The organism is Salinisphaera japonica YTM-1 (assembly GCF_003788585.1).
Taxonomy (GTDB): domain Bacteria; phylum Pseudomonadota; class Gammaproteobacteria; order Nevskiales; family Salinisphaeraceae; genus Salinisphaera; species Salinisphaera japonica.
The window spans coordinates 1-19,272 of record NZ_AYKG01000043.1 but is presented as its reverse complement, the minus strand read 5'-3'; the positions used below and the strand labels follow the sequence as shown (position 1 = coordinate 19,272).

Genomic DNA, 19,272 nt, shown 5'->3' with positions numbered 1-19,272 from the left:
AAGGCTTGCAACGCGGCATGGCGCGTCCGGCGCGGGCAACCCGGAGGGCCGGCGGCCAAGCTGCGGCAATCCGGCGGCATAGTCAGTTTTTAAGGGCTACTTTACGTGGAATAACCACGCTGCACTCGCGATGCCTTGTCTGGCCGCAGCTTGGCCGCCGGTGCGCCGACTTGTCTTATGACGACCCGCCCTAGTGACGGCTACGAATCTTCTGCAGCATGTCCAAGCGGGCGGCGGCTTCGGCAAGCTCGGCCTGGGCACGGGCCAGATCGATCTGATCCTCGGCCGCGGACACGGCTTCTTCGGCGCGTTCCTTGGCTTTCTGTGCCTCGGACTCATCAAGCTCATCAGCGCGTTCAGCGATATCGGCCATGATCGTGACCAGATGCGGCTGTACCTCGAGCAGGCCACCGGAGACGAATACGTTCTCCTGATCGCCGTTTTCGGTCTCGATACGCAGGTTGCCCGGCTTCAAGCGCGTAAGCAGCGGCGCGTGACGCGGCAGAATACCGATTTCACCCATCTGGGCCGGCGCATAAACCGTGGCGGCCGAACCCGTCCAGATCTGGCCTTCGGCGCTGACCACGTCGACATGAATTTTCATAAGGTTCGCCCTTGGCTATCCCGCCGGCGTAGCTGGCCGTGCCGACGGAATCAATGAAACCGGAAAAACGAAGGCTAGGCTGCCTTGTTCTTTTCCTTCTTCGCCATTTCGTCGCCTTTCTCGACGGCTTCGTCGATCGTGCCGCACATGTAGAACGCCTGCTCGGGCAAGTGGTCGTACTCGCCGTCACAGATACCGCGGAAGCCGCGAATGGTTTCGGTCAGCGGCACGTACTTGCCGGGCGCGCCGGTGAAGACCTCGGCCACGAAGAACGGCTGTGAGAGAAACCGCTCGATCTTGCGGGCACGCGAGACAGTCAGCTTGTCATCTTCGGACAGCTCGTCCATGCCCAGAATCGCGATGATGTCCTTCAACTCACGATAGCGCTGCAGCGTCTGCTGCACGTCTTGGGCACACTCGTAGTGCTCGTTGCCAACCACGTTGCGATCTAGCTGGCGCGAGGTCGAATCCAGCGGATCCACAGCCGGATAGATGCCGCGCTCGGCGATCGAGCGCGATAGCGTGACCGTGGCGTCCAGGTGCGCGAACGTCGTGGCCGGTGACGGATCGGTCAAGTCATCGGCCGGCACATAGACCGCCTGCACGGAGGTGATCGAGCCAGTCTTGGTCGAGGTGATGCGCTCCTGCAACAGGCCCATTTCCTCGGCCAGCGTGGGCTGATAGCCCACCGCCGACGGCATACGACCGAGCAGCGCCGAGACTTCGGTGCCGGCCAAGGTGTAACGATAGATGTTGTCGATGAACATCAGCACGTCGCGGCCTTCGTCACGGAAGAACTCGGCCATGGTCAGACCGGTCAGAGCCACGCGCAGACGGTTCCCCGGCGGCTCGTTCATCTGGCCGTAAACCAGCGCCACCTTGTCGATGACGTTGGACTCCTGCATCTCGTAGTAGAAATCGTTGCCTTCGCGAGTCCGCTCGCCCACACCGGCGAACACCGAGTAGCCCGAGTGCTCGGCGGCGATGTTGCGAATCAGCTCCATCATGTTGACGGTCTTGCCCACGCCGGCGCCGCCGAACAGACCAACCTTGCCGCCCTTGGCGAAGGGGCATAGCAGATCGATGACCTTGATGCCGGTTTCCAGCAGTTCCTGACTACCGGCCTGCTCGGCGAACGTCGGGGCCTCGCGATGAATCGGCGCAGTCTGCTCGGCCTCAATATCGCCCTTCTGGTCGATCGACTTGCCCAGCACGTCCATGATGCGGCCCAGCGTGGCCTGGCCGACCGGCACGGAAATCGGGGCGCCGGTGTTCTTGACCTCACCGCCGCGGGTCAGACCTTCGGTCACACCCATGGCGATACAGCGCACCACACCATCGCCGATCTGCTGCTCGACCTCCAGCACCAGACCTGACTCGTGCTCAAGCGCATCGAAGATATTGGGCAGCGCGTCGCGTTCGAACTCCACGTCGACGACCGGACCGATGATCTGTACGACTTTTCCAAGACTCATAGCGTTTCCTCAACCGGGCAGCCGTACAAGACTGCCGCATTGGCGTTTTCTACTGGCGATTCGCGCGGTTACGAGACCGCTGCGGCACCGGCCACGATTTCCGACAATTCCTGGGTGATAGCAGCCTGGCGCTGCTTGTTATATTCGAGCTGCAGGTCGTCGATGATATCGCCGGCATTATCCGAGGCCGACTTCATCGCCACCATGCGGGCGGCCATCTCACAGGCCACGTTCTCGACCACGCCCTGATAGACCTGAGACTCGACGTAGCGCACAAGAATATCGTCGAGCAGGCCTTCCGGCTCCGGCTCATAGATATAGTCCCAGTAGTCCGGCAGCTCTTCGGCCGGGCCCTGCTCGACAGGCAGCAGCTGCTGCATCTCGGGCTTCTGGGTCATGGTGTTGACGAACTCGTTGGACATTAGAAACAGACGATCGATATCGCCGTTCCGGTAGTCGTCCATCATTACCTTGGCGGCACCAATCAGATCGGCCAGGCGTGGCTTGTCGCCAAGATCCACCGTCTCGGCGCGGATCTCGATCAGGCGGCGGAAGAACGACAGGCCCTTGCGGCCAACGACCGTGATCTCGACCTCAACGCCCTTGTCTTTCCAGGCCCGCATCTCGGTGAGCACGCGCCGGAACAGATTGATGTTCAACCCGCCGCACAGGCCACGATCCGACGACACCACGATCAAGCCAACCCGCTTGACCTCGCGTTCCTCCAGGAACGGATGGCCATAGCTCAGATTGGCGTTGGCCAGATGACCGATGGTACGACGGATCTTCTGGGCATAGGGGCGTGCGGCATCCACACGCTCCTGGGCCCGGCGCATCTTCGATGCCGCCACCATCTCCATGGCCTTGGTGATCTTCTGCGTATTCTGAACGCTCTTGATCTTGCCTTTGACTTCCTTGGCGCCGGCCATTGCCTATTCTCCGCTTACCAGACTCAAAAGACGATTCATCGATCCCCGGCTTTTACCAGGTGCGGTTCTTCTTGAAGGCCTTCATGGCCTCGTGAAGACCGTCCTGGATCTCGTCCGAGAAATCACCGGTCGAGTTGATCTTGTCGACCAACTCAGACTGTTCTGAGGTCATGTATTGATGCAGAGCCGCCTCGAAGTCCGTGACCTTGTTGGCATCAACGTCGTCGAGATAACCCTTATCGGCAGCAAACAGCGACGACGCCATCAACGCCACGGATAGCGGCGCATACTGGTTCTGCACCATCAGCTGGGTTACCCGCTCGCCGTGCTCGAGCTGACGCCGCGTGGCTTCATCCAGATCCGAGGCAAACTGCGCGAACGCGGCCAACTCACGATACTGCGCCAAGGCCAGGCGCACGCCGCCACCGAGCTTCTTGATGATCTTGGTCTGGGCCGAGCCGCCAACACGCGAGACCGACAGACCGGCATCGATAGCCGGGCGGATACCCGAGTTGAACTTGTCGTTGTCCAGATAGATCTGGCCATCGGTGATCGAAATCACGTTGGTCGGCACGAACGCCGAGACGTCACCCGCCTGGGTTTCGATGATCGGCAATGCCGTCAACGAGCCGGTCTTGCCGGTGACTTCGCCATTCGTCAGCTCCGAGACATAATCGGCGTTGATACGCGCGGCGCGCTCGAGCAACCGTGAATGCAGATAAAACACGTCGCCCGGATAGGCTTCACGGCCCGGCGGGCGGCGCAGCAGCAGCGAAATCTGGCGATAGGCCACGGCCTGCTTGGACAGGTCGTCATAGACGATCAGCGCATCTTCACCGCGATCGCGGAAGAATTCGCCCATCGAGCAGCCGGCATAGGGCGCCATGTACTGCAGCGCCGGGCTGATCGCCGCACCGGCGTTGACCACGATGGTGTGCTCCATCGCACCGTGTTCTTCGAGCTTGCGCACCGTGTTGGCGACCGAGCTGTTCTTCTGCCCGATGGCCACATAGATGCATTTGATGCCCATGCCCTTCTGGTTGATGATCGCGTCAATCGCCACCGCGGTCTTGCCGATCTGACGATCGCCAATGATCAGCTCACGCTGACCGCGACCGATCGGCACCATGGCATCAACGGCCTTCAGACCGGTCTGAACCGGTTGGTCGACCGACTGACGCGCGATCACGCCCGGGGCCACCTTTTCGATCGGCGCGGTCTGGGTGGTTTCAATCTCACCCTTGCCGTCGATCGGCGCGCCGAGCGGGTCGACGACGCGACCGAGCAGCTCACGGCCGACCGGCACTTCCAGCACCTTGCCGGTCGTCTTGACCTCGCAGCCCTCCGAGATATGGCGATACTCGCCCATCAGCACGGCACCGACCGAATCACGCTCGAGGTTGAGCGCCATGCCGTAAGTGCCGCCCGGGAACTCGAGCATCTCACCCTGCATGGCGTTGGCCAGGCCGTGGATACGCGCGATGCCGTCGGCCAGGCTAACCAGCGTGCCGACATTGCGGGACTCGGTAACGGTCTCGAAGTTCTCGATCCGTTTCTTGATCAGGTCCGAAATTTCCGCCGGATTCAGTTGCATTGAACTACTTCCTCTAAATCCAATTCGCCGCGAGCATCATCGGCCGCGGTCTGTGCGCTACTGCGCGAGTCGCTGGCGCATACGGGCCAGCTGCGCGGTGAGCGAGCCGTCGATCACCAGATCGCCGGCGCGAATGACAAGCCCGCCGATGATCGAGTCGTCTTCGACAAAGCTCAGCGACACATCACGCGAAAAACGAGTCTCGAGCGCTTTCGTCAGCGCTCCTTGTTGTTTCTTCGTCAACGACTTCGCTGACGTCACCTCAACATCCAGCCGGTTTTCCGCTGCCGCACGCCGGGCCTCGAACAGCTCGGCGATTGCGGGTGCGGCCACCAGCCGATCGTTTTCGATCAGCAGACGCACGAAATTGCCCTGCTGCTCGCCGAAATCGGCGCCGCCCAGCCCCACGATCGCATCCGCCAGGGCGGCATCCGAAACCATCGGGCTGGCCATGACCGCGGCGACATCGTCGTTATCCACGATGGCCGCCAGTGCGGCCAGCGCGTTCGACCACTGGCCACGTGCCTCGTCGTCGCCGGCCATATCGAACACGGCCTCGGCGTAGGGCCGCGCGAGTGTGTAGATATCGGCAGCCATGACTAACGAATCTCCGCGACGAGATCGTCGATGATGTCGTTATGGGCCTTGGTGTCGATCTCACGCTTCAAAATACGCTCGGCACCGTCCACAGCCAGCTCGCCGACTTCACGGCGCAGCTGATCCTTGGCCTGGGCGACCGCCTGATCGACTTCTTCACGCGCGGCCGAGACGATACGCTCGCCTTCCGAGCGAGCATCGGCCCGGGCACGCTCGAGCGTCTCGCTGGCCTGGCGCTGGGCGTTGGCCAGAAGCTCGTGGGCCTCAGAGCGCGCTTCGGCCATGCGCTCCTCGGCCTTGTTGACCGAGTCCTCGAGCTCGCGCTGGCCGCGCTCTGCGGCGGCCAGGCCCTCGCTGATTCGTCGACGACGTGCTTCCATCGCCTGCATCAACGGCTTCCAGAGCACCTTGCCGAAGAAGTAGATGAACAGCCCGAAGCTGATCATTTCGATGACGAGTGTCCAAAAGATATTCACGTCAGCTCCCGAAGATTGTCAGGCGAATTCCAAGACGATTGCACTAAAAGTGTGCAATCAGCCGCCGGCCGCTGCTTGCAGGCCGCTCAGGAACGGGTTCGCGAAGGTGAACCACATCGACATGCCCAACACGATGAACGGGAAGGCCTCCATCAGGCCGCCCACGAACAGCATCTGGCCGGTCAGCTGCGCACGCAGTTCCGGCTGACGGGCGATGGCTTCGATGAAGCGCGAGCAGATCAGACCCCAACCCAGAGCAGAGCCCAGACCGGCGAGACCCAGAATGATGCCGACACCGGTGGCGGTGTAGGCGTAAACCATGGCTACAGCTTGCGGATCCATGTGTCCTCCTTAGAAAAGACGAAGTAGCTATCAGCGGTGGTGAAAGCGCGGTTAGTGCGCGTCGTCGCTGGTCGCCAGGGCCAGGTAGACCACTGACAGCAGCATGAAGATGAACGCCTGAATGACGATGATCAGCAGATGAAACACCGTCCAGACCCAGCCAAGCGCAGCTTGAAACGGGGCCATGTACCAGGCGAACCCGGTCAGCGCGATGAGCATGAAGACCAGCTCACCGGCGAACAAGTTACCGAAAAGTCGTAGTGCCAGCGACAGCGGCTTGGCGATCTCTTCGACCAGGCTCATCACGATATTGAACGGCGCCAGATATTTGCCGAACGGATGCACCAGAAAACCCTTGAGATACGTGCCCAGACCTTTCTTGCGCACGCCATAGACGATCGACAACCCAAAGACTACAAGAGCCATGGCGAACGGCACGGCCAGATCGGCCGTGGGTACGGCTCGGAATGGCACGTTATGTGCTTCCACACCGAATATGTTCTGCCCGATCCATTGCGCGATCAGCGGCAACAGATCGACCGGGAGCATGTCCATGAAGTTCATGGCGAACACCCAGAGAAAAATCGTCAATGCCAGCGGACCGATCAACGGGTCGGCGCGTGGAAACAGCGACTGGGCCTGGTCGTTGACGAACTCCACGACGGTTTCGATACCGTTTTGCAGGCCACTCGGCTCGGCATCAGTGGTCATGCGCTTGCCCACGACATGGCCCAGCCATAGCAGAAGCGCGCCCAGCACCCAGCTGATGATTATGGTGTCGGCATGCACCGACCAGAAGCCTTCGCCCAGCGTGAGGTTCGACAGGTGATGCTGGATGTACTCGACCGCAGTCGGATCCTGAGTAAATACGCTTTCGCTCACGGACTACCTCTGACGCTGTTGGTGTGTCGCGCTGCCCACTGCGGCTTCGCGCAGCGAGCGCCCGCCGGCCGTATAGGCCAGCTGGGCAACAGCAAAGCCGATCAGCAACGAGATCGGGTCAAGACCCAGCCATCCCATGCCGAGGGCAAAGCCGACCAGCGTGACGACCAGCCGTTCGATCATGCCGACCATAAGGCCGGCGGCCTGGCTGCGCGGGCTCGATTTCTCGACGCTCGCACGACGCGTGCGAAAGGCCAGCAGCAAGGTGTTGGCTAACGCCATGGCACCGCCATAGAGCGTTGCCAGACCCGCAAACGGGGCATCCGCACGCACGAAAAACAGGACTGCCGCCGCGATGACGACAACGACGATCTGGAGGATCAGCAGATTACGCACGGCGTGGCGCTTCATGACATCTCCCCGTGGCGCCCCGGCCGTTCAGCCGCTCGACACCCGCGGCTCGCTAAGCCGCTCAGAACGAAGACGCAGTGTACCCACCTCGCCGAGCGCGAGCAATACGCAAGCGTACGCTCCGCGGCTTTCACCACGGTCGCGGTATGATACATCTAATCGAGACGGTCGACCAGCGCGTCCAGATCGGCCGCGCTTTTGTAGCGTATGACGACCTTGCCGCCACCGCGACGGTCCGGCTCGATCTTGACGCCCGCGGCCAAGCGTTCGGACAGGCTGGACTCATGACGCACGACACGGGCATCACGTGCCGGCGTGGTCTTTGTCTTGGTCACCCCACTCTGCTCGTGGGCGCTACGGACCAGCGCTTCGGTCTGGCGCACGGTCAGCCCGCGCTCGACCACGCGCGCGGCGATCTTTCGCTGGGCGGCGGCGTCGAGACCCAGCAAGGCGCGGGCATGGCCCATTTCGAGCTCGCCGGCCCGCAGCCGCTCGGCGACATCGGGCACCAGATCGGACAGGCGCAGCAGGTTGGATACCGACGCGCGCGAGCGTCCGACCGCCGCTGCACACTGGGCATGGGTGAAACCACACTCATCGATCAGACGCCGTAACGCGCCTGAAACTTCCAGCGGGTTGAGATCCTCGCGCTGGATGTTCTCGATCAGCGCTACGGCCATGGCCGCTTCTTCGGCGAACTCGCGTACGACCGCCGGCACGGTGGCCAGGCCGGCCGCGCGGGCGGCCCGCCAACGGCGCTCGCCGGCGATTATCTCGTAGTCGTGCTCGGTATCGGTGACCCGGCGTACGACCAAAGGCTGAACCACCCCCTGGGCCCGAATCGACTGTGCCAGGGCCTCCAGCGCATCGGGGTCGATATCGCGCCGCGGCTGGTAACGCCCCGGCGCCAGATCGTCCAGGGCCAGCTCGACCAGCTCGGCAGCCGCCGGCGTATCGTCGAAATCCTTGGATAACAGCGATTCGAGGCCGCGGCCGAGACCGCGCTTTTTCTGTGCCATGGCTTGCCCCTTTAACTCTGGTTTTTCTTGCGTCGACGCCCGAACAACGAGGATACCGCGCGCTTGGCCCCGGTTCGGGGCGCCGAGACGATCTCGCTGTCGTCGCGGCCCAGGATCTCGGCGGCCAGGCTGCGATAGGCCGCAGCCCCGCTGGCACTGGCGTCATAGTCGAAGATCGACTGGCCAAAGCTGGGCGCCTCGGCCAGGCGCACGTTGCGCGGAATAACGGTTTCGTAGACCGAATTGCCGAAGTAATCGATCAGCTGGGCCGAGACTTCACCGGTCAGCCGGTTACGCCCGTCATACATGGTACGCAATACACCCTCGACCACCAGATCACGATTGATCATCTGTCGGATGTTCTCGATCGTGGTCAGCAGATCGGTCAGCCCCTCCAGTGCATAGTATTCACACTGCATGGGGATGATCACCCCGCGTGCGGCCACCAGTGCGTTAACGGTGAGCATGGACAGCGCCGGCGGGCAGTCGATGACGACATAGTCGAAGCTGTCGGCGATATCGGCCAGTGATTTCTTGAGCGCGGCGCGCCCGCCCTTCATATCGCGCAGACCGACTTCTGCCGCCGTCATGTCGCTGTTGGCGCCCAGCAGATAGAACGAGCCGTCGGCGACCACTTCCAGCGCTTCGGCTACGCCTTTCTCACCCAGCAGAAAATCACACACCGTGGCCTCGAGCGCCTTCTTGTCGGCGCCCACGCCCATGGTCGCGTTGCCTTGGGCATCCATATCCACGAGCAGGACGCGCTGCTCGGCCTCGGCGAGCGCGGCGGCCAGATTGACGGCTGTGGTGGTCTTGCCCACGCCGCCTTTCTGATTGGCTATGGCAATGATGTGGCTCATGAAGACAATCCTGATCGGCGCGGACGAACGAGGGCTGACGTGCTCCGTGCCGGTACTATATTGATGAGTCTACGATAGGCCCTGGGCATTTCGGCCGGACGTGTCGCGACCAATGACAACGAAACGGCGCGCGCCGTCGAGCCCGGGCACCTGCAGGCGATGATCGGCCTGCTGCACAAAGCCCGGCGGCAGATCGGCGGCTTCGGCCGCGAAATCCCGGGCTTTCATCAGCCCCAGCCGCGTATCCGCGCCGATCAGCTGGCCGGCATGATGCACGGTTTGTGCCGCACTCGCGAAGGCTCGGGAGAGCACCCAGTCGAACACGGTCTCCGGGACAACGTCTTCGACGCGGGCCGCTCGGATATCGACGTTTTCCAGGCCGAGCGTACGCCGGGCATGACGCAGAAACGCCACTTTCTTGTGATTGGCCTCGACCAGCGTGAATGACTTGTCCCCACATACCGTAGCCAGCACCAGCCCGGGCAGGCCGGGCCCGGTACCAACATCGGCCACGCACAGGCCGTCGATGAAGGGCCGTATCGCCAGACAATCCAGCAGATGACGCACCACCATGGCCTCGGGCGCGCGAACCGCGGTCAGGTTATGTGTAGCGTTCCAGGCCGCAAGCACCTCGACATAATCCAGCAGGCGGGCCTGCTCACTTTCGGCAATCGACAGCGCCAGGCCATTGAGGCCCGTGGCCAGCCGCTCGGCACACGCCACGCGGTCGACGACCACGGCACGCCGGCGCTGTCTCATGCGCCGCGCTGCTCGATCTTGGCCCAGGTATCGCGCAGGGCCACCACGCGATTGAACACCGGCGCGCCGGCGGCATGATCATAACGATCGGCCACGAAATACCCCGTGCGCTCGAACTGAACACGCGTCTCGGCGGCGACATCGGCCAGTCCGGGCTCGATCCAGCAACCGGGATGGATTTCCAGTGAGAACGGATTCAGGCCATCGAGCAGATCGTCCTCACGGCCCGGGTTTTCAACCGCGAACAGCCGATCATAGACCCGCACCAGGGCCTGCTTGCCGTGCGAGGCCGAGACCCAATGGATCACACCCTTGGGCTTGACCCCGTCGGCCGGGTTGTCGCCCAGCGTGTCGGGATCATAAGTGCAGTGTACTTCAACGATCTCACCGGCCTCGTTCTTGACCACGTCATGCGCTTCGATGACATAGGCATTACGCAGGCGCACTTTCTTGCCCAGCACCAAGCGCTTGTATTTCTTGTTGGCTTCCTCGCGGAAATCCGCCTTCTCGATATAGACCTCGCGCGTCAAGGGAAGGTGGCGCTCGGGCATGTCGTCGCGATCGGGGTGGCCCGGGGCGGTCAGGGTTTCGACATGACCGGCCTCCCAGTTGGTGATAACCACTTTGAGCGGGTCGATCACGCACATCGCGCGGGCGGCGTTTTTGTTCAGATCATCACGAATGGCGTGTTCGAGCATGGCGGCATCGACGGTGCCGCCCGAGCGTGACACACCGACCCTGTCACAGAACGCCCGGATCGAGGCTGGTGTATAGCCCCGCCGGCGAATACCGGAAATGGTGGGCATGCGCGGATCATCCCAGCCATCGACGATCTGCTCCTCGACCAGCCGGCGCAGTTTGCGTTTGCTGGTGATGGTGTAGTTGAGATTCACCCGGGCGAACTCGTACTGCACGGGGCGCGCGGGCACCGGCAGATGCTCGAGCAGCCAGTTGTAAAGCGGGCGATGATCCTCGAACTCCAGCGTGCAGATCGAGTGTGTCACGCCCTCGATGGCATCGGACTGGCCGTGGGCGAAGTCATAAGACGGATAGACACACCAGGCATCACCCGTCTGATGATGGGCCTTGTTGCGTATTCGGTAGATCACCGGATCGCGCAGATTGATGTTGCCGGCGGCCATATCGATCCTGGCGCGCAGGCAGGCCGTGCCCTCGGCGTATTCGCCGCGGGCCATGGCTTCAAACATGGCTCTCGACTCGGCCGGATCACGATCCCGGTACGGACTGTTCTTGCCGGGTTCGGTCAGTGTGCCGCGGTAGTCACGGATCTCGTCGGGTGAGAGCTCGTCGACATAGGCCAGCCCGGCCGCGATGAGATGCAGGGCATAGTCATAAAGAGTGGCGAAATACTGCGAGGTATAGCGCACCTCGCCGTCCCACTCGAAGCCCAGCCACTGGATATCGGCCTGAATGGAATCGATGTATTCCTGATCCTCGGCATCGGGGTTGGTGTCGTCAAAGCGTAGCCGACACGCGCCCTGGAAATACTCGGCCAGGCCGAAGTTCAGACAAATCGAGGCTGCATGGCCGATATGCAGATAACCGTTGGGCTCGGGCGGGAACCGCGTGACGACCGCCCCCGTGTGCTCGCCCGATGCAATCTGCTCGGCGATGAGATTACGCAGAAAATTACTGCCCCCGGTGGTGGGCTGGCCGTGCTCGTGGCTGGCATCAACGCTCATAGAAGGCTCGTACACCCAAACCGTGAAATACCGGCACGCCAATCGCGCCGGCTTTCTTGAAAACCAAAGCCGAAAGTATAAACGCCGAAGTGGCGCCTCGTGGCATCGCTTTTCTTTCAGTTCGTTAAGTTGTTAATGAACGATTCATCATCAATCGTTAAATTCAAACTGAACACAACCGAACACACCGGACAACCGGTGGAGAATACCGTCATGAAAAAACCCGCCTCAATTGCCTCATCCACACTGCGACGCAGTTTCATCGGCCTGGCTGGCCTGATCGGTCTGGCGTTCCTGGCCAGCACGAGCCCGGCCCATGCCGGAATCGATGTGCGGGCGCCCTTTACGCATGTTGGCGTGGATCGAGACCACGGCGTCAATATCGCCGCGCCATTCACCCGGCTCAATGTCGACGGGCATCGGCATCACCGCGATCGACGCAGTCATCATCGCGGGTTCAGCCACCAACGCCGTGCTTATAGCGCCCATCGTGGCTGGCGTCATGATCGCCGGGCCTACCAGAAACGAGCCTACCGGGATCATCACCGCGACGTCCGCCGCTATCACTACGAGCGTCGTAACAACCGCGGCTTCTTCGGTCGCTGGTAAAACAGCCGAGAAAGCTGCTTGCTGAACCGAAACCTCAGCTCAAACGCGGCGGCTCGTCAGCGGTGCCCGGAAAATACGCATCAGCCAGATAATCGGCCAGCTTAACGGCCTGATCGTCGCTCAAGTGCCCGACCACGCGCGACAGGCTGGAACGGATGACCCGCATCGCGCCCAGCAGCCCCACGTCAATGCTCGTGCGCGTGGCAAAACCCACGCCCAGGCCCTTCAATGGGCGCACGAAATGGTATTTGAACGAGGCATCGGTCATATCGATGATCAATTGAATGATCTCGTCACGAGCCACGCTCGACGGTGCTTCACGCAGATCCGTGATCATGCGCTGGATACGCGTATCCAGACGGGCATCGATCGGACAGCCTAGAACGGTCGCCGCCATTGCCTTCTACCTCGAGCAGAAGCCGGATCGTGCGATTGCACCGACCCGGCCTTGGAATGATGCCACCAATAATTACATCAACCAATGACAAAATGCGAGGCTAGTCGTCTTTCTCCGTGCCGCGCTTCGGCGCAGCCGCCTTCGTGCTACGCGTCTTGCTCGTACGTTTCTTCGCAGTCGTTGCGCCAGCCCGGGCCGAGCGCTTTTTCGACACTTTTGGGCCATAAAGCTGGCGCAGCTCGTCGACGGCCTCGCCGGCATAGACGGCAATATGCTGCAGCGACGGCAGGCTGTCACGACAGCCAATGAAGCCGAAGCCCAGCGTGTCGGCGTAGCCGTGGATCGTGATGTTCAGCGCCTGGCCGTGAGTGACCAACGAGGTCGGGAAAAACGCCTCCATGCGTGCGCCCTCCACGAACAACGCCTCTTTCGGGCCGGGCAGGTTCGATACCGTGACGTTGAACACGGGCCGGGTACGCCCGGCCATGCCCGAAACCAGCGACAGGATATACGGCGCCATGAGGGCGACCGTGTACTGCGTGATCGCGGAACCCGAGAGTCTTTCCAGACTGGTCTTGGCCGCCCGGGTCGATTCGGCGATCCGCGCCAGGCGGGTTGCCGTGTCGTTTTCGGTGGTGGCCAGGTTAGCGATGATGAAGGTGATCGCGTTACCGAGATCCTCGTCGTCGGGCTCGTCGGCCGGGCGCACCGACACCGGGATACCGGCGGTCAGATCGCGCGAGGGCAGCTCACCGATCTCGTGTAGATAACGCTGCAGCGCGGTGCCACAGACCGTGAGAATGATGTCGTTGATTGTCACGCCCGCGTTTTCGGCCAGCGCCTTGAACTCCGCCAGTGAGTACAGCTGGGTGGCATAACGACGCGGGGCCGTGATCCGGCCGTTCAGCACCGAGCTGGGGGCCGCGAACGGCAGGCCCATACTGCCGGCGCCCGAGCGGGCACTGCGCAGCATATCGCGCACGATGCCGGCAAAGCCGGATAGCGACGAAACCTGCTCGCTGGCCTCGCCGACGATCTCGGCCAGCGCACGGTAAAGACCGGGGCGCTGGGTATCGGGCGTGGCAGGTCGGCTGGATTTCCTCGGCGCTATGGCCCAGAACGGCGGGCGCCCTCGCTCGGCCGGATCCTGGGCCAGTGCGCGCGCCAAGAGCCGCATGCCGGCCACCCCGTCCAGCAACGAATGATGAATCTTCAGATACAGCGCAAACCGATTGCCGGCCAGGCCTTCGATGAGATGACACTCCCAGGGCGGGCGCGTCAGGTCGATTGGGTTGCTGTGCAGGCGCGACGTCAACGTACCCAACTCCAGCTCACCGCCCGGTGCGGGCAGCGCCGAATGCCGGAAGTGATACTCGATATCGATTTCTTCGAGCAGCTCCCATTCGGGCGCCACGTTGCGCCAGCGCCCGCCGCGCAGGCGCTGGTTCCAGGGCCGCTCGGCCGCGGCGTGGGTCCGCCAGCGCTCGAATAACGTGGCACAGAAATCGGCCGGCGCATCGTCGGGCAGCTGAAACGTCAACAGACCGCCAACCTGCATGGGCGCATTCGGCGTATCCACGTTCAGCCAGGCGGTATCCACAAGATTCAATCGTTTGGTCTGCATCATTCATCCCCGGCCGCCTGCGGGCCTGTCACATCGAAAGCCGTACATTGTTGAGCATACGCCGCCGGCGTGAGATGAAAATCTATCTTTTCGTGGCACACCGGCCGCGCTCGACCGCCGATACGGATCAGGCCATGGCTGCAACGATAAACAGCGCCACCGTGCAAGCCACCGCCCCAAACCAGACCAGGCTACGCAGGCTCGCCAGATCGGCGATGTAACACAGCCCGTAGATGAAGCGCAGCACTAGAAACGCGATGGCCAGCGTGTTGATGGCCGCGACCGCGCCGCCGGCGATAACGGCGATGATCACGCCGGCCGCAAATGGCGGAAACGCCTCGAACGAGTTGAGCTGGGCCCAATAGGCCCGCTTCTGGGCCCCGCTTTGCTGCTCCAGCCATTCGCGAGGGTTGTGGTTTCCCTTGAGCCCCATCTTCTTGGGACCCATGAACTTGGCCACCCCTACCCACATCACAGGCATGAAGGCCGTCAGCAGTACACACCAATACGCAAGAATCATGGTTATCTCCTTTTTGTTATCGCCCGGGCGCCTCACCCATCGAGACGCCCGGGCATTAGCCCGCGCTTAGCCGCGGTTCTCGATCGGCACGAACTCTTGAATCTCCGGGCCGACATAATCCGCGCTGGGGCGGATCAGGCGGTTGTCGGCGCGCTGCTCGAAGATATGCGCACCCCAGCCGGTCAGGCGCGAGATCACGAAGATCGGCGTGAACAGCTCGGTGGGAATCCCCAGAAAGTGATACGCCGTGGCGTGATAGAAATCGGCGTTGGGGAACATGCCTTTCTCGTCGAGCATGGTCTGTTCCAGGCGCTCGGAGATGGCATACAGATTGCGCCGGTAGTCGTTCTCACCGGCCAGCTTCTTCGACCAAGCCTTGATGATGCCGTTACGCGGGTCGGCCTTCTTGTAGACCCGGTGACCGAAGCCCATGATCTTTTCCTTGTCGGCCAGCATCTGCTTCAGGCCGGCCTCGGCGGCGTCCGGATCATCGAACGACTCGATCAGCGCCATGGCTTTCTCGTTGGCCCCGCCGTGGAGTGGGCCGCGCAGCGCGCCGATCGCCCCGACCGTGGCCGAGTAGAAATCCGACAAGGTAGCCGTGATCACGCGTGCGGTGAACGTCGAGGCGTTGAACTCGTGCTCGGCGTAGAGGATCAATGAGGTCGCCATACAGGCCACGCCGTCCTCGCTGGGGGCCTCGCGATGCAACAGATGCAGGAAATGCCCGCCCACGGTGGCGTCATCGGTTTCGACATCGATGCGCTCGCCGTTGTGGGCGAAGTGATACCAGTACATCAGCATCGACGGGAACGAGGCCAGCAGGCGATCGGCAACCTCGTGCTGCTGTGCCTCGGCGTCTGTCTCGGGCTCCAGCGTGCCCAGCACCGAAGCGCCGGTGCGCAGCACGTCCATCGGATGGGTATCGCGCGGCAGCACTTCGAGTGCGGTTTTCACCCCGTCCGGCAGCCCGCGCATGCCGATCAGGCGTTTGCGATAGCTGGCAAGCTCGTCGGCCGTGGGCAAGGCGCCGTAGAGCATGAGATGCGCCACCTCCTCGAACTCGGCTTTTTCGGCCAGGTCCTCGATCAGATAGCCGCGATAGGTCAGGCCCACGCCTTTCTTGCCGACCGTACAGATCGCGGTCTTGCCTGCGGTGACGCCCGCCAGACCGGCGGTGTTTGTGTTGTCTGCCATGAAATCTCCTCGTCAAGTCGTGTTGATCGTTGTTTTAAAAGCTAGCGCGCCAGATCGACCACGGTGCGCCCGTTGTGCTTGCCTTCGATAATGGCATGACAGCGGGCTTCGACGGCGTCCAGGCCGATGGTTTCGTGGGCGATGTCACGCAGATGCGCCGGCTTGCCCGGCCCGGCCAGCGATTGCCAGATCGTCTCGCGCCACTCGATCGGGCATTCCACCGAGTTGATGCCCAACAGCGATACCCCGCGCAGGATGAACGGCACGACCATGGTCTCCAGCTTCGGGCTGGCCGCCAGGCCGATGGCGGCGACGTTGCCAAACTGGCGTGTCTGACCGAGCAGATTGGCCAGCGGCGCGCCGCCCAAGGCATCGATTGCCCCGCCGAAACGCTCCGCGCCCATGGGCTTGCCGCCCAGATCGATCTCATCGGGCGAGACGATTTCGGTCGCCCCCAGGGCGCTCAGTTGGTCGCCGAATTCATCGCCGCGACGGGTCACGGCCACCGGCGAAAAACCGGCCTGGGCCAACATCTCGATGGCGAACATGCCGACCCCGCCGGTCGCCCCGGTCACCGCGATCGGCCCGTGCTCGGGCGCTTGGAAATTGTCCTTGAGCCGCTTGATGGCCATGGCTGCGGTGAAGCCTGCCGTGCCCAGCGCCATCGCTTCCCACAGATCCAGGCCGTCCGGCAGGGGCGTGACACAAAAACCCGGCACGCGCACGGTCTCGGCCAGGCCCCCGTCGCGGGTTTCCGATAACAGCCAGCCGGTGACCAGCACCTTGTCGCCGGGCGAGAAACGCCCGTCTTCGCTGTGCTCGACCACGCCGGATACGTCGATGCCGGCATTGAGCGGGCGTTGGCGCGCGATCTTGCCGGCCCCGGTAATGGCCAGCGCATCCTTGTAGTTCAGCGACGAAAAATGGGTCTTGATGACGACATCGCCCTCGGTCAGCGCATCGAGGCCGACCTCATCGAGCCGACCGCGAGGGCCATCGTCGGTGTCGTGGATTCGTATGGCACGCATGCAAGAGCTCGCTGTATCGGAAAACATTGATTTTTGAACGAAAAGCACCGGCAATACAATGCTTGAGGCTTTTCAGGCGCCGGCGTAGTCTGAGCGCAACCGTTAAATTACGAGCCAACCCATGAGTGACAACGTCTATAAATCGGTCGAGCTGACCGGCTCCTCGGAAACCAGTCAGGAAGATGCGGTTCGCAAGGCCATTCGTGAGGCCTCCAAATCCATCGCTCATATGCGCTGGTTTCAGGTCACCGGTGTGCGCGGTCATATCGAGGACAACGAGGTGGCGCATTGGCAGGTCACGGTGAAGATCGGCTTCACCCTCGACGAGAAGTAGGCACGTCGTGTCCGATGCCCCCAGTGCCTGGCAAGGCGATCTCGACCGAGCGGATCTGGTCGAGAGCACGGCCCCGGCCGATCCGCTTGCGTTGTTCGCCACCTGGTATGACGATGCCCAGCACTGCGGGCTGGCGGAATCCACCGCAATGACGCTGGCCACGGTGGATGCCGATGGCCGGCCCTCGGCACGCATCGTGTTGCTCAAGGGCTTTGATACGCGCGGATTCCGTTTTTATACGAACTATGAAAGCGCCAAGGGCCAGGCACTGGCTGCCAACCCCGAGGCCGCGTTGGTCTTCTGGTGGGAGCCTTTGGAACGCCAGGTTCGTATTCAGGGCCATGTATCAAAACTGCCCGACGACGAATCCGATGCCTATTTCGCACGACGCTCGCGCGGGAGCCGGCTGGGCGCCCATGCCTCGCCGCAGAGCCAGCGTCTGGACGGGCGCGACGAGCTGAAAACCCGTGTGACCGACACCGAGGCGCGTTTTGCCGAAACCGACGTGCCGCGGCCACAGCACTGGGGCGGCTATGTGGTCGAGCCGCGCGCGATCGAGTTCTGGCAGGCCCGTCGTTCACGCCTGCACGATCGTCTGCGCTATATTAAGACCGACGACGACTGGCAGATCGAGCGTCTTTCCCCCTGACCCGGCGCGCAGTCGCGCAGCTGACTGCCTGCCCTGCGGAGACGACATGTCTTTTTGTTCTTCTGGCCTGAAACGAGTCGGCGCACAGCTGGCGTTGGTGCTGATCGGCGTGGCACCGCTTGCCGCCACGGCCGCGATGTACGACGAGCCGGCCGAAGGCTCGGACATCATCGGGCGTGTCCAGCATATCAAGACCCAGGAAAGCGATACCTTCGTGGCGCTGGCACGCCAGTACGACGTGGGCTATCGCGAATTGCGCCTGGCCAATCCCGACGTTGACCCCTGGCTGCCCGGCAACACCGATGTGATCATCCCCACGGCCTATGTGCTGCCGGATGCCAAGCGTGAAGGCATCGTGATCAATATCCCGGAAATGCGGCTGTATTATTTCCCGTCGAAAAACAGCGCCAACGCCGGCAAGGTCTTCACGTTCCCGATCGGCATCGGTCGTCAGGGCTGGGGCACGCCGCTGGGCGAGACCCGTATCTCGCAGCGTATTCCCAACCCCACCTGGACCCCGCCGGCCTCGATCAAGAAAGAGCACGCCGAGAAAGGGGACCCGTTGCCGGATGTCGTGGCCGCCGGGCCGGACAACCCCCTGGGCCAGTACGCACTGCGCCTGGCGTTGCCGTCGTACCTGATCCACGGCACCAACAAGCCCTCCGGTATCGGCATGAAGGTCTCTCACGGCTGTATCCGTCTGTTTCCCGCGGATATCGAAAAACTGTTCTCGATGGCCGAAGTGGGCATGCCGGTGAATATCGTCAGCCAGCCCTACAAGATCGGCTGGGACGAGGATCACCTGGTCATGGAAGCCCATCCGCCGGATGCCGACGGCGATGCCCCGGTCAAGTCCTTCACCCCGTGGGTACAGGAGCTGATCGGCGCGACCGAGGATCGACCCAATACGCCGGTTGACTGGAACCTGGCCGAGCGGGTCGCGCGCCAGACTGACGGCATGCCCGAGTCCATCGGCGGCGGCGCGGGCGGCTCGCGCGAAACAGCGCCCGAAGAAGCGGCATCGACCGATGTGTCGCCAGGCGATGACGCCGACGGCAACGCCGATCCGTACCGTCAGGGATAGATCGACGGATCGGCCGGCGTATTGAATACCCTAGGGCCTGTTGCCGTTTCATGCGGGCCCGCGCCAAGCGCTGTTTTGCGGCAAGACGAGGCGTAGCCCACGCCGCGCAGTCATTCTGCGGAAGAGGGCTAGAAAGCTGTATTGCCGCAAAACAGCGCTTGTCCCGAAGGGTTGGGCCT

At 62.5% G+C, this 19,272-nt stretch carries 22 protein-coding genes; 4 read left to right on the top strand and 18 right to left on the bottom strand.

Going from position 1 to position 19,272, the window contains the following annotated elements:
- Positions 1-190 precede the first annotated feature (190 nt).
- The 13 genes from SAJA_RS12065 to SAJA_RS12005 form a co-directional block, all read right to left on the bottom strand.
- Positions 191-604: a F0F1 ATP synthase subunit epsilon gene (locus SAJA_RS12065; RefSeq protein WP_123658930.1), complete on the bottom strand. Its 414-nt coding sequence runs from the start codon at positions 602-604 to the stop codon at positions 191-193.
- Positions 605-678: 74 nt separating this feature from the next.
- Positions 679-2,079: a F0F1 ATP synthase subunit beta gene (gene atpD, locus SAJA_RS12060; RefSeq protein ID WP_123658929.1), complete on the bottom strand. Its 1,401-nt coding sequence runs from the start codon at positions 2,077-2,079 to the stop codon at positions 679-681.
- A gap of 68 nt (positions 2,080-2,147) precedes the next feature.
- Positions 2,148-3,008 (bottom strand): F0F1 ATP synthase subunit gamma, encoded by an 861-nt coding sequence (gene atpG / locus SAJA_RS12055; protein ID WP_123658928.1) that lies wholly within the window; start codon positions 3,006-3,008, stop codon positions 2,148-2,150.
- A gap of 52 nt (positions 3,009-3,060) precedes the next feature.
- Positions 3,061-4,602, bottom strand: coding sequence for a F0F1 ATP synthase subunit alpha (atpA, locus tag SAJA_RS12050; RefSeq protein ID WP_123658927.1), 1,542 nt, complete (start codon positions 4,600-4,602; stop codon positions 3,061-3,063).
- A 57-nt stretch (positions 4,603-4,659) separates the two neighbouring features.
- A complete protein-coding gene (locus SAJA_RS12045) occupies positions 4,660-5,199 on the bottom strand; it encodes a F0F1 ATP synthase subunit delta (protein WP_123658926.1) in 540 nt (179 codons plus the stop codon).
- 2 nt (positions 5,200-5,201) lie between these two features.
- Complete coding sequence (locus SAJA_RS12040; protein ID WP_123658925.1) at positions 5,202-5,675, bottom strand: F0F1 ATP synthase subunit B; 474 nt, start codon at positions 5,673-5,675, stop codon at positions 5,202-5,204.
- Between the two features lie 57 nt (positions 5,676-5,732).
- Positions 5,733-6,017 (bottom strand): F0F1 ATP synthase subunit C, encoded by a 285-nt coding sequence (atpE, locus tag SAJA_RS12035; protein ID WP_123658924.1) that lies wholly within the window; start codon positions 6,015-6,017, stop codon positions 5,733-5,735.
- A 51-nt stretch (positions 6,018-6,068) separates the two neighbouring features.
- A complete protein-coding gene (gene atpB, locus SAJA_RS12030) occupies positions 6,069-6,899 on the bottom strand; it encodes a F0F1 ATP synthase subunit A (protein WP_123658923.1) in 831 nt (276 codons plus the stop codon).
- A gap of 3 nt (positions 6,900-6,902) precedes the next feature.
- Positions 6,903-7,310, bottom strand: coding sequence for an ATP synthase subunit I (locus tag SAJA_RS12025; RefSeq protein WP_123658922.1), 408 nt, complete (start codon positions 7,308-7,310; stop codon positions 6,903-6,905).
- A gap of 155 nt (positions 7,311-7,465) precedes the next feature.
- Positions 7,466-8,329 (bottom strand): ParB/RepB/Spo0J family partition protein, encoded by an 864-nt coding sequence (locus SAJA_RS12020; protein ID WP_123658921.1) that lies wholly within the window; start codon positions 8,327-8,329, stop codon positions 7,466-7,468.
- Positions 8,330-8,340: 11 nt separating this feature from the next.
- Entirely contained in the window at positions 8,341-9,189 is an 849-nt protein-coding gene (locus tag SAJA_RS12015; protein WP_123658920.1) for a ParA family protein, read from the bottom strand.
- 69 nt (positions 9,190-9,258) lie between these two features.
- On the bottom strand, positions 9,259-9,948 hold the full coding sequence (rsmG, locus tag SAJA_RS12010; RefSeq protein WP_123658919.1) for a 16S rRNA (guanine(527)-N(7))-methyltransferase RsmG: 690 nt from the start codon (positions 9,946-9,948) through the stop codon (positions 9,259-9,261).
- Complete coding sequence (locus SAJA_RS12005; protein WP_123658918.1) at positions 9,945-11,651, bottom strand: glutamine--tRNA ligase/YqeY domain fusion protein; 1,707 nt, start codon at positions 11,649-11,651, stop codon at positions 9,945-9,947. The genes rsmG and SAJA_RS12005 overlap by 4 nt, the downstream gene beginning before the upstream one ends.
- A gap of 213 nt (positions 11,652-11,864) precedes the next feature.
- Here SAJA_RS12005 and SAJA_RS12000 point away from each other — a divergent pair, with 213 nt between their 5' ends.
- On the top strand, positions 11,865-12,260 hold the full coding sequence (locus SAJA_RS12000; protein ID WP_123658917.1) for a hypothetical protein: 396 nt from the start codon (positions 11,865-11,867) through the stop codon (positions 12,258-12,260).
- A gap of 34 nt (positions 12,261-12,294) precedes the next feature.
- Here the strand turns inward: SAJA_RS12000 and SAJA_RS11995 are convergent, their stop codons facing one another.
- From SAJA_RS11995 to SAJA_RS11975, 5 genes are all read right to left on the bottom strand, one after another.
- On the bottom strand, positions 12,295-12,657 hold the full coding sequence (locus SAJA_RS11995; RefSeq protein WP_123658916.1) for a hypothetical protein: 363 nt from the start codon (positions 12,655-12,657) through the stop codon (positions 12,295-12,297).
- A gap of 100 nt (positions 12,658-12,757) precedes the next feature.
- The gene (locus SAJA_RS11990; RefSeq protein WP_123658915.1) at positions 12,758-14,281 is read right to left on the bottom strand and encodes a WS/DGAT/MGAT family O-acyltransferase; all 1,524 of its coding nucleotides are present in this window, start codon (positions 14,279-14,281) and stop codon (positions 12,758-12,760) included.
- A gap of 127 nt (positions 14,282-14,408) precedes the next feature.
- Positions 14,409-14,801 carry an MAPEG family protein gene (locus SAJA_RS11985; protein ID WP_123658914.1) on the bottom strand — a complete coding sequence of 131 codons (393 nt, stop codon included), beginning with the start codon at positions 14,799-14,801 and terminating at the stop codon, positions 14,409-14,411.
- 66 nt (positions 14,802-14,867) lie between these two features.
- Complete coding sequence (gene prpC / locus SAJA_RS11980; protein ID WP_123658913.1) at positions 14,868-15,998, bottom strand: bifunctional 2-methylcitrate synthase/citrate synthase; 1,131 nt, start codon at positions 15,996-15,998, stop codon at positions 14,868-14,870.
- Positions 15,999-16,039: 41 nt separating this feature from the next.
- The gene (locus SAJA_RS11975) at positions 16,040-17,026 is read right to left on the bottom strand and encodes an acrylyl-CoA reductase family protein (RefSeq protein ID WP_123658912.1); all 987 of its coding nucleotides are present in this window, start codon (positions 17,024-17,026) and stop codon (positions 16,040-16,042) included.
- Between the two features lie 121 nt (positions 17,027-17,147).
- On the opposite strand from SAJA_RS11975, the gene SAJA_RS11970 reads away from it, so the two are divergent.
- From SAJA_RS11970 to SAJA_RS11960, 3 genes are read left to right on the top strand one after another with little or no spacing between them, the layout of a single operon-like run.
- Positions 17,148-17,360, top strand: a complete 213-nt coding sequence (locus tag SAJA_RS11970; RefSeq protein WP_123658911.1) for a dodecin — start codon at positions 17,148-17,150, stop codon at positions 17,358-17,360.
- A gap of 7 nt (positions 17,361-17,367) precedes the next feature.
- Positions 17,368-18,009, top strand: coding sequence for a pyridoxamine 5'-phosphate oxidase (gene pdxH, locus SAJA_RS11965; RefSeq protein ID WP_123658910.1), 642 nt, complete (start codon positions 17,368-17,370; stop codon positions 18,007-18,009).
- A 46-nt stretch (positions 18,010-18,055) separates the two neighbouring features.
- Complete coding sequence (locus SAJA_RS11960; protein ID WP_123658909.1) at positions 18,056-19,093, top strand: L,D-transpeptidase family protein; 1,038 nt, start codon at positions 18,056-18,058, stop codon at positions 19,091-19,093.
- The last annotated feature ends 179 nt before the right edge of the window (positions 19,094-19,272 follow it).

Excerpts from the sequence above, each read along its gene's own strand:
- atpD (WP_123658929.1), bottom strand. The coding sequence starts at position 2,079 with ATGAGTCTTGGAAAAGTCGTACAGATCATCGGTCCGGTCGTCGACGTG.
- SAJA_RS11975 (WP_123658912.1), bottom strand. The coding sequence starts at position 17,026 with ATGCGTGCCATACGAATCCACGACACCGACGATGGCCCTCGCGGTCGG.
- SAJA_RS12000 (WP_123658917.1), top strand. The coding sequence starts at position 11,865 with ATGAAAAAACCCGCCTCAATTGCCTCATCCACACTGCGACGCAGTTTC.
- rsmG (WP_123658919.1), bottom strand. The coding sequence starts at position 9,948 with ATGAGACAGCGCCGGCGTGCCGTGGTCGTCGACCGCGTGGCGTGTGCC.
- SAJA_RS11985 (WP_123658914.1), bottom strand. The coding sequence starts at position 14,801 with ATGATTCTTGCGTATTGGTGTGTACTGCTGACGGCCTTCATGCCTGTG.
- SAJA_RS12025 (WP_123658922.1), bottom strand. The coding sequence starts at position 7,310 with ATGAAGCGCCACGCCGTGCGTAATCTGCTGATCCTCCAGATCGTCGTT.
- SAJA_RS11995 (WP_123658916.1), bottom strand. The coding sequence starts at position 12,657 with ATGGCGGCGACCGTTCTAGGCTGTCCGATCGATGCCCGTCTGGATACG.
- SAJA_RS11990 (WP_123658915.1), bottom strand. The coding sequence starts at position 14,281 with ATGCAGACCAAACGATTGAATCTTGTGGATACCGCCTGGCTGAACGTG.
- SAJA_RS12005 (WP_123658918.1), bottom strand. The coding sequence starts at position 11,651 with ATGAGCGTTGATGCCAGCCACGAGCACGGCCAGCCCACCACCGGGGGC.
- SAJA_RS12045 (WP_123658926.1), bottom strand. The coding sequence starts at position 5,199 with ATGGCTGCCGATATCTACACACTCGCGCGGCCCTACGCCGAGGCCGTG.
- prpC (WP_123658913.1), bottom strand. The coding sequence starts at position 15,998 with ATGGCAGACAACACAAACACCGCCGGTCTGGCGGGCGTCACCGCAGGC.
- SAJA_RS11960 (WP_123658909.1), top strand. The coding sequence starts at position 18,056 with ATGTCTTTTTGTTCTTCTGGCCTGAAACGAGTCGGCGCACAGCTGGCG.
- atpA (WP_123658927.1), bottom strand. The coding sequence starts at position 4,602 with ATGCAACTGAATCCGGCGGAAATTTCGGACCTGATCAAGAAACGGATC.
- SAJA_RS12015 (WP_123658920.1), bottom strand. The coding sequence starts at position 9,189 with ATGAGCCACATCATTGCCATAGCCAATCAGAAAGGCGGCGTGGGCAAG.
- SAJA_RS12020 (WP_123658921.1), bottom strand. The coding sequence starts at position 8,329 with ATGGCACAGAAAAAGCGCGGTCTCGGCCGCGGCCTCGAATCGCTGTTA.
- atpG (WP_123658928.1), bottom strand. The coding sequence starts at position 3,008 with ATGGCCGGCGCCAAGGAAGTCAAAGGCAAGATCAAGAGCGTTCAGAAT.
- SAJA_RS12065 (WP_123658930.1), bottom strand. The coding sequence starts at position 604 with ATGAAAATTCATGTCGACGTGGTCAGCGCCGAAGGCCAGATCTGGACG.
- SAJA_RS11970 (WP_123658911.1), top strand. The coding sequence starts at position 17,148 with ATGAGTGACAACGTCTATAAATCGGTCGAGCTGACCGGCTCCTCGGAA.
- atpE (WP_123658924.1), bottom strand. The coding sequence starts at position 6,017 with ATGGATCCGCAAGCTGTAGCCATGGTTTACGCCTACACCGCCACCGGT.